General features: G+C 69.6%; 14 protein-coding genes and 1 tRNA gene. 10 read left to right on the forward strand and 5 right to left on the reverse strand.

Annotated elements, in window-relative coordinates; all coding sequences use genetic code 11:
• Nucleotides 1-397: 397 nt before the first annotated feature.
• From EOW65_RS05770 to EOW65_RS05785, 4 genes are all read right to left on the reverse strand, one after another.
• A tRNA-Ala gene (locus tag EOW65_RS05770) sits at nt 398-473 on the reverse strand.
• A gap of 136 nt (nt 474-609) precedes the next feature.
• The gene (locus EOW65_RS05775; RefSeq protein ID WP_128148034.1) at nt 610-1,320 is read right to left on the reverse strand and encodes a VIT1/CCC1 transporter family protein; all 711 of its coding nucleotides are present in this window, start codon (nt 1,318-1,320) and stop codon (nt 610-612) included.
• Nucleotides 1,321-1,361: 41 nt separating this feature from the next.
• Complete coding sequence (locus EOW65_RS05780) at nt 1,362-2,699, reverse strand: ATP-binding protein (RefSeq protein ID WP_128148035.1); 1,338 nt, start codon at nt 2,697-2,699, stop codon at nt 1,362-1,364.
• Nucleotides 2,696-3,355, reverse strand: coding sequence for a response regulator transcription factor (locus EOW65_RS05785; protein ID WP_121533874.1), 660 nt, complete (start codon nt 3,353-3,355; stop codon nt 2,696-2,698). Before EOW65_RS05785 ends, EOW65_RS05780 begins: the two co-directional genes overlap by 4 nt.
• Before the next feature lie 131 nt (nt 3,356-3,486).
• On the opposite strand from EOW65_RS05785, the gene EOW65_RS05790 reads away from it, so the two are divergent.
• From EOW65_RS05790 to EOW65_RS05810, 5 genes are all read left to right on the forward strand, one after another.
• Complete coding sequence (locus tag EOW65_RS05790) at nt 3,487-3,810, forward strand: PepSY domain-containing protein (protein ID WP_128148036.1); 324 nt, start codon at nt 3,487-3,489, stop codon at nt 3,808-3,810.
• A gap of 196 nt (nt 3,811-4,006) precedes the next feature.
• Nucleotides 4,007-4,438 (forward strand): hypothetical protein, encoded by a 432-nt coding sequence (locus EOW65_RS05795; protein WP_128148037.1) that lies wholly within the window; start codon nt 4,007-4,009, stop codon nt 4,436-4,438.
• Between the two features lie 16 nt (nt 4,439-4,454).
• On the forward strand, nt 4,455-4,928 hold the full coding sequence (locus EOW65_RS05800) for a DUF2271 domain-containing protein (protein ID WP_128148038.1): 474 nt from the start codon (nt 4,455-4,457) through the stop codon (nt 4,926-4,928).
• A gap of 16 nt (nt 4,929-4,944) precedes the next feature.
• Nucleotides 4,945-7,152, forward strand: a complete 2,208-nt coding sequence (locus EOW65_RS05805) for a PepSY domain-containing protein (RefSeq protein WP_128148039.1) — start codon at nt 4,945-4,947, stop codon at nt 7,150-7,152.
• The gene (locus EOW65_RS05810; protein ID WP_128148040.1) at nt 7,133-8,053 is read left to right on the forward strand and encodes an FAD:protein FMN transferase; all 921 of its coding nucleotides are present in this window, start codon (nt 7,133-7,135) and stop codon (nt 8,051-8,053) included. Before EOW65_RS05805 ends, EOW65_RS05810 begins: the two co-directional genes overlap by 20 nt.
• Before the next feature lie 2 nt (nt 8,054-8,055).
• Here EOW65_RS05810 and EOW65_RS05815 read toward each other — a convergent pair whose 3' ends face one another.
• Nucleotides 8,056-8,952 (reverse strand): LysR family transcriptional regulator, encoded by an 897-nt coding sequence (locus EOW65_RS05815; protein WP_128148041.1) that lies wholly within the window; start codon nt 8,950-8,952, stop codon nt 8,056-8,058.
• Nucleotides 8,953-9,162: 210 nt separating this feature from the next.
• Here EOW65_RS05815 and EOW65_RS05820 point away from each other — a divergent pair, with 210 nt between their 5' ends.
• From EOW65_RS05820 to EOW65_RS05840, 5 genes are read left to right on the forward strand one after another with little or no spacing between them, the layout of a single operon-like run.
• Nucleotides 9,163-9,951, forward strand: coding sequence for a 5-oxoprolinase subunit PxpA (locus EOW65_RS05820; RefSeq protein WP_369407170.1), 789 nt, complete (start codon nt 9,163-9,165; stop codon nt 9,949-9,951).
• 17 nt (nt 9,952-9,968) lie between these two features.
• On the forward strand, nt 9,969-10,202 hold the full coding sequence (locus EOW65_RS05825; RefSeq protein WP_128148042.1) for an acetyl-CoA carboxylase: 234 nt from the start codon (nt 9,969-9,971) through the stop codon (nt 10,200-10,202).
• A 4-nt stretch (nt 10,203-10,206) separates the two neighbouring features.
• Nucleotides 10,207-11,595 (forward strand): acetyl-CoA carboxylase biotin carboxylase subunit, encoded by a 1,389-nt coding sequence (locus EOW65_RS05830; protein ID WP_128148043.1) that lies wholly within the window; start codon nt 10,207-10,209, stop codon nt 11,593-11,595.
• On the forward strand, nt 11,592-12,467 hold the full coding sequence (locus tag EOW65_RS05835) for a 5-oxoprolinase subunit B family protein (RefSeq protein WP_128148044.1): 876 nt from the start codon (nt 11,592-11,594) through the stop codon (nt 12,465-12,467). Before EOW65_RS05830 ends, EOW65_RS05835 begins: the two co-directional genes overlap by 4 nt.
• Nucleotides 12,457-13,425: a 5-oxoprolinase subunit C family protein gene (locus tag EOW65_RS05840; protein WP_128148045.1), complete on the forward strand. Its 969-nt coding sequence runs from the start codon at nt 12,457-12,459 to the stop codon at nt 13,423-13,425. Before EOW65_RS05835 ends, EOW65_RS05840 begins: the two co-directional genes overlap by 11 nt.
• Nucleotides 13,426-13,462: the final 37 nt, after the last annotated feature.

Below are 13,462 nucleotides of genomic sequence, written 5' to 3' on the forward strand. Positions count from 1 at the left end.
CCACGCCGCCCATGGCGGAAAGCCGCCCGCCGTGGTCTACTTCAACCAGATCGAAACCGACCAGCAGGCGCAGAGAGTAGCTTAAATCATCCCGGAAACTGTCCAAGGGATCGGGAGTAGCTCAGGGCGCGGGTCTCAATGCCGCCCGCGACGAGGCATAGCGGTTCAGTTCCTCGTTAATCGCAACAGCCGCAGTCAGGGTGCGGGCCTCCTTTACCGCATGACCTGTAGCGCCTCGCGGCATGGGTTGCGGGGCGCTTTTCGTTTGCGCGATGAATCAGCAGCTTACGCGCCAGCGGACCTCGGGGCAGGTCTTACGCCAAACTTACGCGGTATTCATGAACTACAAAGACCGCCGGTAGCGGCCCGCGTAACTTGCTGTTTTTACTGGTTTATTTGGTGGAGCCAAGGGGAGTCGAACCCCTGACCTCTTGAATGCCATTCAAGCGCTCTCCCAACTGAGCTATGGCCCCACCGTGAGGTCCGCAGTGCGCTGGTTCAGCGCCTTGCGTGGGGCGTCGTATACGGGGGGGCGCGGATGGGCGCAAGAGGATTTTTGCGTTTCCCCGCAAAATTTTCCACGCCCCTCCGCGTGGCCTTGGAAAGGCCTCAGACGCTGACCCCGAAGAGCCGGCCGACGCCCGCGGTGATCGCCATTGCGGCCGCGCCCCAGAACAGCACGCGCAGCGTTGCGGGCAGCTTCGGCGCGCCGCCGGCCTGGGCGCCGAGCGCGCCCAGAAGCGCAAGGCAGACGAGCGTTGCGCCGACCACCACCGGAATCACCTGGCCCGCCGGCGCCAGCACCGCGGCGATCAGCGGCATCGCGGCCGCGACCGAGAAGGTCAGGCCAGATGCCAGCGCCGCCTGCAGCGGGTTGGCGGCGTGCACCTCGGAGAGCCCCAGCTCCTCGCGCACATGGGCGCCGAGCGCATCCTTCTCGGTCAGCTCGCGCGCCACCAGCGCAGCGGTCGCCGGGCTCAGACCGCGGCTTTCGAAGATCGAGGCAAGCTCGCGCTCCTCCTCCTCGGGGGTGTCGCGCAGCGCTGCGGTCTCGCGCGCGATATCGGCGCGCTCGATGTCGGATTGCGAGGAGACCGAGACATATTCGCCGGCCGCCATCGACATCGCGCCCGCGGCAAGGCCGGCGCCGCCAGCGATCAGCACCGCCGTGGGCGAGGGATCGGCGGCGGCCACGCCGACGATCAGCGAGGCGACGGAGACGATGCCGTCATTCGCGCCAAGCACGGCGGCGCGCAGCCAGCCGGAGCGGTTGATGAAATGCAGCTCCTCGTGAGCCGACTGGTAGGGAAGGGGGGACATGGGGGCCTCGCGGTATCGCTGGGTTGAAAAGGAAAGGCGGGTCAGCCGGGCTGGGAGGGCGGCAGGGTGACACGCACCGAGAAGCCGCGGTCCTGACCGGGAAGGGGGGAGGCGAGATCCAGCCGCCCGCCGGAACGGGTGACGATCGCGCGCACGATGGCAAGGCCGAGCCCGCTGCCCTTGCCGGCGCCGGGGGCGCGCTCGAAGCGCGTGCCGAGGCGGGCGAGGGTCTGGGCGGGCACCGGGGCGCAGTCGTTCTCGACCGAGAGCGTCGCGTCGGGGCCGAGACGGACCGAGACCGGCGCACCGGGCGTGCCGTGGCGCAGCGCGTTCTCGACGAGGTTGCGCACGAGGATGCCGAAGATGTCGGGATCGAGGTCGGAGAGCACCGGCGCCGTGGGCAGATCGAGCGTCACCGCGGGCGCGCCGGCGAGCCGCGCCGTGTCCTCGGCCATCAGCCGCGCGACCAGGCGCAGATCGCGGGGCGTGCCGGTGCGCAGCTTGCCGCCCTCGGCGCGGGCAAGCTGCATCAGCCCTTCGGAAAGCCGCGTCAGCCGCTTCAGCCCGGCCTCGATCTCGGCGGCGCGGGCGGTGGTGGCGGGGTCGGTGCTTTCGGCGCGCAGCCGCTGCACTTGGGCGATGGCGCCGGCAAGCGGCGTGCGCAACTCATGGGCGGCATTGGCGGTGAAGCTGCGCTCGGCCTGGAAGGCGGCATCGAGCCTGGCGAGCAGCGCGTTCAGGGTTTCCGCGAGCGGCTGCACCTCGGCCGGCAGGTCGCGCGTCTCCACCGCCGACAGGTCGGCCGCGCCGCGCCGCGCCAGCCTCAGCCGGAACCGGCGCAGCGGCGCAAAGCCAAGCCGCAGCACCAGCGCGATCGCGCCAAGCGACAGTGGCACCATCAGCGCCAGCGGGGCGAGCAGCCCCATCTGCACCTTGCCCGCAAGGCGGGCCCGATGTGCGACCGGCTCGCCCACCGAGATCGTCACGCTGCCGCGCAGCGCCTCGTCCGAATAGATCCGCAGTTGCGGCGTGTCGGAAAAACCGGGCCCGGCATAGGGCGGGAAATCGGCGGGATCGGCAGTGTGCGATTGCAGCAGGATGGCACCGGCGGCATCGCGCACGACGTAAGTGAACTGCTCTTCATGGGCGCGGATTACCGGCACCGTCTGCGCGCCGGTCGCCCCCTCGCGGCCGAGAATTTCGGTCACGGCAAGCGGCAGCACGCGCTGTGCCGTCTCTTCGAGCATCGAATCGAAGACCTCGTTCATCTCGCGGCGCAAAAGCTGCGCGGTGGTGAGTGCCCCTGCGGCCCAGAGCGCCGTGACCACAGCGCCCACGGCAAGGCCAAGGCGCAGCTGCAGGGAATGCGGCGCCCTCATCCGCGGCCCAGCCGGTAGCCGAGGCCGCGCTCGGTCTCGATCACGCCCGCGCCCAGTTTCTTGCGCAGCCGGCTGACATGGACCTCGACGGTGTTGCTTTCGACCTCGTCGTCGAAGGAATAGAGCCGCTCTTCCAGCGCGGGTTTCGACAGCAGCTGGCCGGGGCGGGCGAGGAAGGCCTCGAAGAGCGCCCATTCCCGCGCGGTGAGCGACACCGGTTTGCCGTCGCGGCGCACGGCGCGGGCGGCAAGGTCGATCTCGAGCGGGCCGAGGGTGATGATCGGGTTCGGGTTGCCGGCATAGCGGCGCGCGACAGAACCGATGCGGGCGGACAGCTCGGCGAGGTCGAAGGGTTTCACCAGATAGTCGTCGGCGCCGGCATTCAGCCCGTCGATCCGGTCCGACACCTGATCGAGCGCGGTCAGGATGATGACGGGGGTGGCATCGCCGCGCCCGCGCAGCGCGCGCAGGAAGCCAAGGCCCAGCCCGTCGGGCAGCATCAGGTCGAGCAGGATCAGGTCATAGACCGCCACCGCCATCGCATCGCGCGCCGCATCGAGCCGCGTCACCCAGTCGACGGGATGGCCGTCGGCCGCGATCTGGTCGCGCACCGCGGCGCCCAGCACCTCGTCGTCTTCGATCAGCAGAATGCGCATGGGCTCCTCCGGCGGTGTGGCCAGCTTATTCCGTGCGAAGCTGACGGCAAGCTGAACCGCAACCGGGGGGCGGTTCAGGCTCGCGTCAGATTCGCACGCCAGAGAATGGGCAACCGAAACCGGAGGAGCCGATGTCGTCATTCTCTCGCCCGCTGTCCCGTCTGGCGCTGCCTGCGCTGCTGCTTCTCGCCGCGCCGGGAGCGGCCATTGCCGGCGACCACCATTGCCGCGTGCCGATGGCCGACTGGCAGCCGCGCGCCGCGGTGCAGGCACTGGCCGAGGCGCAGGGGCTGACGGTGCGGCGCATCAAGATCGATGACGGTTGCTACGAGCTCGATGCGCGCGATGCCCAGGGCCGGGCGGTCGAGCTAAAACTCGATCCGGCGACGCTCGCGGTGCTGAAGGGCGAGATCGAGGAAGATGACGATCGCCACGAACACGGACACGGCGACTGACCCCGATTTCCGGGCCGGGGTTCCGGTCCGGCTCCCGGGAATCGTCCCCCCGGGAGAGGGCGCGCCGGGCTTGTCCCTTGTTCGACCGGCGCGCCCGACCTGACAGCCCGCTGAAGCGGAAAGCTCCACCGCTTCAGCCTGCGCTCAGCTTCGGGCGCGACACTTTGCGACAGATACCAGACACGAAGGACCCCCGATGAAATCCGTTCTTGCCCTGCTTGCCCTGACCACCGCGATCACCACGACCGTCGTCGGCGCCCTTTCCGCGGCGCCCGTGCCCGAGGTGACGCCCGCCGCCCCCGCCGCGGCATCGCCGCTCGGCCCGCTCGTCCGCTCGGCCGTCGTCGTCTCCGGCGGCGCGACCGATGCCGCCACTGCCCCGGCTGCCGCCAGCCCGGCCGCCCCGGCACCGATGCGTCTTGCCGAGGATGACGATGATGACGAGGGCTGGTTCTTCGGCCGCCGTGGTCACGACGACGAACGCCGTGGCGGTCACGATGACGACGATGACGACGATGACGAGGGCGGCCGGGGCCAGGGCCGTGGTCCGGCGCCCGCCGGCACCTCGGCGCCGCCCGCGAACGGGCTGTTCGCCCCGGGTGCGAAGCCCGCGGTGCAGACGAACTGATCCGAGGAGAGAGAGAATGAAACACCTGCTCACCGCACTTGCCCTGACCACCGCGCTCACCGCCGTGCCGGCGCTCGCGCAGGCCAAGCCCGTCACCTTCACCACGCAGATGCGCAATTACGGTGGCGACGGCGCCTATCTCGCCTTCTACGTCACTGATGCGCAGGGCGGCTATGTCGGCAGCCTGTGGATGGCGGGCGGCAAGGCCAAGTATTATCGCCACCTCACCGGCTGGCAGGCGGCGACCGGCGGCGACACCGCGCAGGTCGACGGCATCACCGGTGCCTCGGTCGGTGCCGGCCGCTCGCTGAAGATCACGCTCGACCTTCAGGACGCGCTCTTCGATGCGGGCTATGTGCTCCATGTCGATGCCGCGGTCGAGGACATGCGCGAAAGCCCGAACGAGGTGGTGCTTCCGCTGACCTCGGACAGTGTCGGCAAGGCCGTGCAGGGGCGCAGCTACATCGACACGCTGACCGTCAGCTTCTGATCCGGAGGGCCCGCCCGTGCTGCGCTCGATCCACCGCTGGCCCGGCCTGATTGCCGCGCTGCTCGTCCTTGTCCTCGCCCTCAGCGGCGCGGCGCTCTCGGTCTTTCCCGCGCTCGAGCGGGCGGGGGCGCCGCAGGCCCCGGCGGGGCTGAGCGTCGCCGACCTGGCGGCACAGGTCGAGGCGGCCCATCCCGGGCTCGAGCAGATCCGTCGCGCGCCCTCGGGCCGGATCACCGCCTGGTGGTTCGACGCGGGCACGCCCGGCAGTGCGGTGATCGACCCGGCGACGGGGGCGGATGCGGTCAGCGCCGATCCCTCGTCGGTCGAGCTGTGGCTCACCAACCTGCACCGCTCGTTGTTCCTTGGCGACACCGGGCGGCTGGTGATGGCGGCAGGTGCAGCGGCGATGGCGGTGCTGACGCTCTCGGGCGCGGCACTGGTGGCGCGGCGCATGGGCGGCTGGCGACGCTGGTTCGGCCGCACCCGCGGGCCCTGGCCCGGGCGCGTGCATGTCGAGCTGGCCCGCTTCGCCGTGGGCGGGCTGCTGCTGTCCTCGCTCACCGCGCTGTGGATGACCGCCTCGACCTTCTCGCTTCTGCCCGACGAGGCGGTCGACCCGGCCCCCGCGGTGGCGACGGCGGGCCTCCCCCGGCTTGCCCCCGCGCAGATCCCGCTGCTGGCCGAAACCCCGGTCGCCGATCTGCGCGACCTCTCCTTCCCCTCGCCGCAGGACCCGACCGACGTCTTCACCCTGAGTGCCGCGGGCGGCACCGCGCTGATCGACCCGGGCACCGGCGCCGTGCTGTCCTCGGCCCTGCCGAGCGCGTGGGAACGCGCGAGCGCGATTGTCGAGATGCTGCACACCGGTCGCGGCGCGGCAACGCTTGGCCTGATCCTCGGGCTGATGGCGCTGAGCGTGCCGACGCTTGCCGTCACCGGGGCGGTGCAATGGCTGCGCACCCGCCGCTCGGGCGTGCGCCTGCCGGGCAATGTCGCCTCGGGCAGTGCCGGGACCATCCTGCTCGTCGCCTCGGAAGGCGGCACCACCTGGGGCTTTGCCCGCACCCTGCGCGACGCGCTGGCGCAGGCCGGCCACAGCGTGCACGCCGCGCCGCTCAGCGCCTTCGACCCGGCGCGCTATGGCAAGGCGAAGCGCTTCCTCATCCTGGCCGCGACCTATGGCGAGGGCGAGGCGCCCGCCGCCGCCCGCGGTGTTCTGGATCGCATCCGCGCGCTGAAGACCCCGCCCGCCGCGCCGCTCGCCGTGCTCGGCTTCGGCGACCGCAGCTTCCCCGAGTTCTGCGCCTATGCGCAGGACCTGACCGAGGCCGCCCGTGCCGTCGGCTGGGCCGAGCTGATGCCGCTTGGCACCGTCAACCGCCAGTCGCCGCAGGATTTCGCCCGCTGGGGCCGCGATCTGGGCGATGTGCTCGGTCATCCGCTTGACCTCGCGCATCTGCCGCAGGTGCCGCAGGGCGAGGTGCTGCGCCTGATCTCGCGTCGCGACTATGGCACCGAGATGCAGGCGCCGGCCGCGATCCTGCGCTTCGCTCTGCCGAAGCTTGGACTGTGGCAGCGGCTGACCGGGCAGGGCTTTGCCCGCTTCGAGGCCGGCGACCTGCTCGGCGTGCTGCCCGAGGGCTCGGACCTGCCGCGCTTCTATTCGCTGGCCTCCGGTGCGCGCGACGGCTTCGTCGAGATCTGCGTGCGCCGGCAGCCGGGCGGGCTCTGCTCGGGCCAGCTCACCGCGCTTGCGCCGGGGGCGACGGTCACCGCCTTCCTGCGCCGCAACCCGGCCTTCCATCCGGCGAAGGGGCGCAAGCCGCTGATCCTGGTTGGTGCCGGCGCCGGCATCGCGCCGCTTGCGGGCTTTGTCCGCGCGAACCGCCGCCATCGCCCGGTGCATCTGTGGTTCGGCGCCCGCACCCCCGAGAGCGATTTCCTCTACGAGGAGGATCTGACCGCCTGGCGCGCCGATGGCCGTCTGTCGGGGCTGAGCACCGCCTTCTCCCGCGCCGGACGGCGCGAGCATGTGCAGGACCGCATCGGTGCCGAGGCGGCGCAGGTCGGGCAGCTTCTGGCCGCGGGCGCGCAGGTGCTGGTTTGTGGCGGACGCGAGATGGCCGCAGGGGTGCGCGACGCGCTCTCCGCGATCCTGGAGGGGCAGGGCAAGAGCCTTGCACTGTTGAAGGAAGAGGGACGCTATGCTGAAGACGTCTTCTGATCTGATCCGGCGCGCGCTGAGCGGTCCGACGATGGGCACGCGCTGGTCGGTGGTGCTGTTCGCGCCCGAGGGGGAGGACCTTTCCCCTCTCGCGGCCGCGCTGCAAGCGGCGGTGGACGAGGTCGATGCGCAGATGTCGACCTGGCGGCCCCAGAGCGACCTGATGCGGCTCAACGCGGCGCCGCTCGACGTCGCGGTGCCGCTGCCCGCGCGGCTGATGACGGTGCTGTCCGAGGCGCTGGAGATCGGCCGGCTGTCGGGCGGCGCCTTCGAGATCGCGATGGGCGATGCGGTCGCGGCCTGGGGCTTTGGCCCGGCGCCGGCCGATCCCGCCGCGATCCGCGCCGCGATGACCTGCCCGCGGCGGCCGAGCTTCGAGGGGCTGGAGCTTGACCGCGCCGCCGGCACCGCCTGCAAGCGCGCCGAGATGACGCTGGACCTCAGCGGCATCGCCAAGGGCTATGGCGTCGACGCGCTGGTCGAGGTGCTGGGCGCCCATGGCATCACCCGCGCGCTTGCCGCGATCGACGGCGAGCTGCGCGGCCTCGGCACCCAGCCCGACGGCCGGGGCTGGGCGGTGGCGGTCGAGCGCCCCGATCCCGCGCTCCGCGCCGTGCATTCGGTGTTCGAGCTGCATGACATCGCCATCGCCACCTCGGGCGATTATCGCCACCGGGTCGAGGTCGGCGGCCGCCAGCTGTCGCACACCATGGACCCGCGCCGCGGCGCGCCGGTGCTGGGCGGTCCCGCCTCGGTCACCGTGCTGGCCGAGACCTGCATGCGCGCCGATGCCGTCGCCAGTGCCCTGATGGTGCTCGGCGAGACCGCGGGGCGGGCGCTGGCCGGTCGCTTGGGGGTCGAGGTCCTGTTCCTGACCGAGGCCGATCGCCTTCCCGCCTGAGCTCAGATCTGTGGCGTGCTGAAGGCCTGGCGGAAGTAGCTGTAGAGCACCTGCGTCGCGGGCGTCATCTCGGTGCCGCGCCGCCAGGCAAGCCCCACGTCCATCGAGGGCACGACCGGGTCGGTCTCCACCGTCACGATCCGCCGCCCTTCAAGCGACCAGGGGCGATAGACCATGTCGGAAAGCACCGTCACCCCCTGACCGTTCGCCACCATCGAGCGCACCGCCTCGATCGACGAGGTGCGCATCTTCACCTGCGGCGGGGTCGAGCCGAAGGTCCAGTATTTCATCGTGGTGTTCGCCGCCTCGTCCACCGTCAGCATGATGTAATCCTCTTCCGAGATCTCGCTGAACTGCACCCTGCGGCGGTCGGCGAGGCGGTGGCCCTGCGGCAGCCACAGCCGCCGGGGCGAGCGCAACAGCGTGTCGGTCTCGAGCTCGGGGTTCGAGATGTTCGAGGTCAGCACGATCGCGATGTCGAAGCGGTTCGCGAGCAAGCCCTCTTCGACGCTTTCGCGGTTCAGCTCATGCACCTGGATGTCGAGGTTCGGGTGCATCCGGGCGATGCGGTCGAGGTGATAGGGCAGGAAATAGCCGATCACCGTGTAGGTGGTGGCGACGAGGATCCGCCCGGTGGTGCCGCTCGCCCGTTCGCGGATGTTCACTGCCTCGTCGATCTTGGTCAGGATCTCGTAGCTCAGCGCCAGAAGCTCGCGCCCCGATTGCGTCATCTCCATCCCGTGCGCGGTGCGGGTGAACAGCGCGGTGCCGATCTCGGTCTCGAGTTCGCGGATCGCGGTGGTCACCGCCGATTGCGAGATCGACAGCGCGCTTGCGGCGCGGCTGACCTGGCCGGTCTCGGCGGTGGCGACGAAATACTTGATTTGCCGGAAGTTCATGCCGTCCGTTCTGATATTCAGATGCCGCCCATCATATCTTCCGAAGATCCGTGTTGACGAATTGCTCAAATGCCAAGCAACCCAAGGAATCATGGAAGTTTGCACAGGGCTCCCGATGGCCTGTTTATCTGAAAATCAGAAATGGCAAAGACATATCTTTGAATTTTACATGAGGCACATCTTCGGGAAACCTGTTCATGCAAATGTTACGTGGACCTGGACATGCCGAAGATCGTCGACCTCAACTGTGACCTTGGAGAAGGCTTCGGCCACTGGACGATGGGCGCCCCCGACGAGGAGCTGATGGAAGTCATCTCCTCGGCGAATGTGGCGACGGGCTTTCACGCCGGCGATCCGACGCTGATGAACCGGGTGGTGAAACTGTGCCAGCAGCACGCGGTGGGGCTGGGCGCGCACCCGGGCTATCGCGACCTCGTGGGCTTCGGCCGGCGCTACATCCGTGCCTCCTCCGAGGAGCTGGTGAACGACATCCTCTATCAGATCGGCGCCTTGCGCGAGTTCGGCCGGCGCTATGGCATCGCGCTGCAGCACGTGAAGCCGCATGGCGCGCTCTACATGGAGGCGGCGGCGAACGAGGACCTGTCGCGCCATCTGGTCGAGACGCTGCAGCGCACCGCGCCCGAGCTGGCCCTGTTCTGCATGGACATCTCGCACACCTATGAGGTGGCGCAGCGCCTCGGTCAGCCGGTGGTGCGCGAGTTCTATGCCGACCGCGACTATGATGCGAGCGGCTCGATCGTGTTCCAGCGCCGTGTTGCGCCGCCCGATCCGGCGAAACTCGCCGAGAAATGCCTGCGCGCCTGCCTCGACAACACCGTCGAGACGGTGGACGGCAAGGAGATCCGGGTCGAGTTCGAATCGATCTGCTTCCATTCCGACACCCCCGGCGCGGTCGAGATCGGCCGCGCGATCAAGACAACGCTGCTCGAAAACGGCATCACCATCGCCCCCGCGGCGCTGGTGCTCAAACAAGACTGATCTGACAGGAGAGAGCCATGACCGATATTCTTTCGCCCCTTCCCGGCACCTTCTACCACAAGCCCTCGCCGGACGCGGCGCCGTTCAAGTCGGCGGGCGAGGCGGTCGCGGCCGAGGACACCATCGGCCTGATCGAGGTGATGAAGACCTTCATCGAGGTGAAGGCCGAGGCGGCGGGCACCTTCGCGGGCTATGTCGCGGCCGATGCGACGCCGGTCAGCGCGGGCGAAACCCTGGCGAAGCTGGACTGATCCGATGGCGATCCGCAAACTCTTCATCGCGAACCGGGGCGAGATCGCCGTGCGCATCATCCGCGCCGCGAAATCGCTGGGCATCGAGACGGTGCAGGCCCATTCCGAGGCCGATGCCGGGATGCTGGCCGTGCAGCTGGCCGATGGCGCGGTCTGCGTCGGCCCGGCGCAGGCGGCGAAATCCTACCTGAACATCGCGGCGGTGGTTGCCGCCGCGAAGGATGCGGGCTGTGATGCCGTGCATCCGGGCTATGGCTTCCTCGCCGAGAACGCCGAGTTCGCCCGCGCGGTCGAGGCGGCGTGCATGGTCTTCGTCGGCCCGACCGCCGAGACGATCGACCGGATGGGCGACAAGGTCGCGGCGAAGATCGCGGCGCAGGCGGCGGGCGTGCCGACGGTGCCGGGCTCGGACGGGCGGATCGAGGCGGCCGAGGCCGTGGCGATCGCCGAGGGCATCGGCTATCCGGTGATGATCAAGGCCGCGGCGGGCGGTGGCGGGCGCGGCATCCGCATCGCCACCTCGGCCGAGGAACTCGCCCGTCTCGCGCCGCAGGCGCGTGCCGAGGCCGAGGCCGCCTTCGGCGACGGCGGGCTCTACCTCGAGAAGGTGATCCTCAACCCGCGCCACATCGAGGTGCAGATCCTCGGCGACGGCACCGGCGCGGCCGTGCACTGCTATGAGCGCGAATGCTCGCTGCAGCGCCGCCGGCAGAAGGTCTGGGAAGAGGCGCCGGCCTTCGGTCTGCCCGAGGCCACCCGCAAGGCGCTGTGCGACAGTGCCGTGGCGCTGGCGCAGGCGGTGAACTACCGCGGCGCGGGCACCATCGAATATCTCTATGACGGCGCGGCGGACCGCTTCTACTTCATCGAGATGAACACCCGCATCCAGGTGGAACATCCGGTGACCGAGATGGTGACGGGGCTCGACCTCGTGGCGCTGATGCTGCGCATCGCGGGCGGCGAGCCGCTGCCGCTGACGCAGGAGCAGATCAGCTGCACCGGCCACGCGATCGAGGTCCGGCTGAACGCCGAGGACCCGTTCCTGCAGTTCCTGCCGTTCCCGGGCAAGGTCACGGCGCTGACCATCCCGGTGGGCGAGGGCGTGCGCTTCGACCACTTCCTCTACGAGGGCTATCAGATCCCGCCCTTCTACGATTCGCTTCTGGGCAAGCTGATCGTCCGGGCCGAGGACCGTGCCGCGGCGATCGGGCGGATGGCCGACACCCTCACCGGCATCGAGATCGGCGGGCTGAAGACGACGATCCCGCTGCACCTGGCGCTGGCCGCCGATGCGGGCGTGCGCGCGGGCGAGTTCCACACCCAATGGCTGGAACCCTGGCTTGCCGCCGGGAACCTGACCGCCCCCCACCGCAGCATAGGAGAGAGACCGTGAAGACAAGGTATTCCTTCGGCGGCGACGAGCACGTCTATGTCGAGATCGACGAGGAGATGTCGCTCGAGGCCTTCTTCATCGCGCTCTCGCTGCGTAATGCGGTGGCCGAGGCCGAGATCCCCGGCGTGACCGAGATCTGCCCGGCGAACGCCTCCTTCGAGGTGCGCTTCGACCCCGACGTGATCGCCCCCGAGGAGATCATGGCGCGGATCAGGGAGCTCGAACACAAGGCCGAGGTCTCGGACAAGCGGCTCGAGACCCGGATCATCGAGATCCCGGTCTATTTCCAGGACCCCTGGACGCACGAGACGCTGATGCGCTTCCGCGAGCGGCATCAGGACCCGACCGGCTCGGATCTCGACTATGCGGCGCGGATCAACGGCTATGACAGCGTCGAGGCCTTCCTCGAGGCCTTCCACTCGCAGCCCTGGTTCGTGTCGATGGTGGGCTTCGTCGCGGGCCTGCCCTTCCTCTACCAGCTCGTCGAGCGCGAGAAGCAGATCCAGGTGCCGAAATACCTGCGCCCGCGCACCGACACGCCGAAGCTCTCGGTCGGCATCGGCGGCTGCTTCGGCTGCATCTATTCGGTGCGCGGGGCGGGCGGCTATCAGCTCTTCGGCATCACCCCGATGCCGATCTACGACCCGACGCAGACGGTGTCCTACCTGAAGGATTTCATGGTGTTCTTCCGGCCGGGCGACATCGTGAAATGGAAGCCCGTCGACCGCGCCGAATACGAGCGGATCGAGGCTGCGGTGGCCGCCGGCACCTACACGCCGCGCATCGCCCCCGTCACCTTCGATCTCGACGCCTTCAACGCCGACATCGCCGGCACCAACGCGAACCTGATGGAGGCCCTCAATGGCATTTAAGGTCGTCAAACCCGGGCTCTCGACGACGGTGCAGGATCTGGGCCGTCCGGGCTATTTCCACCTCGGCATCCCCGAGGGCGGCGCGATGGACCGCTTTGCACTGCGCGTGGCGAACATGCTGGTCGGCAATGACGAGGGCGCGGCCGGGCTCGAGGCGGTGTTCATGGGGCCGGAGCTGACCTTCGACGCCGACACGCTGGTGGCCGTCACCGGCGCCGAGATGCCGATCTTCGTCGATGGCGAGCCGCGCGAGGGCTGGAGTGCCTTCGTGGTGAAGGCCGGCCAGACCCTGCGCTTCGGCTTCCTCAAGGCCGGCGCGCGGATCTACATCGCCTTCGGCGGCGGCATCGCGACGCCGCTCGCGCTTGGCAGCCGTTCGACCTATCCGATCGGTGCGCTTGGCGGCATCGACGGCCGCGCCATCGCCGCGGGCGACGTGGTGCCGGTGGGCGAGGCCACGACGATGACCGAGCGCAGCCTCGACCGCAGCCTTCTGGTCCCGGTCTCGGCGCCGGTCTCGCTGCGGGTGCTGACCGGGCTTTACTGGCACCGGCTGACGCCCGCCTGCCAGGCGCGCTTCTTCGCCGACGAATGGGTCGTGGCGCCCGAGGCCGACCGCATGGGCTATCGCTTCCGCGGCGGTTCGCCGATGGAATTCGTCGACCGCGAACAGCCCTTCGGTGCGGGTTCGGACCCGTCGAACATCGTCGACGGCTGCTATTCCTACGGCTCGATCCAGGTGCCGGGCGGACAGGAGCCGATCGTTCTGCACCGCGATGCGGTCTCGGGCGGCGGCTACTTCACCCTCGGTGCGGTGATCTCGGCCGACATGGACCTGATCGGCCAGCTGCAGCCGAACACCAAGGTGCGCTTCACCGAGGTGACGATGGAAGAGGCGCTCGCGGCCCGCGCCGCCCGCCGCGACCGTCTTGCAAAGCTGCGTGCCGCGCTGGCCTGAGGGCCCGCGGCGCGCCGCCACCACCACGACCACCACC

The organism is Paenirhodobacter ferrireducens (genome assembly GCF_004022265.1).
GTDB lineage: Bacteria > Pseudomonadota > Alphaproteobacteria > Rhodobacterales > Rhodobacteraceae > Rhodobacter > Rhodobacter ferrireducens.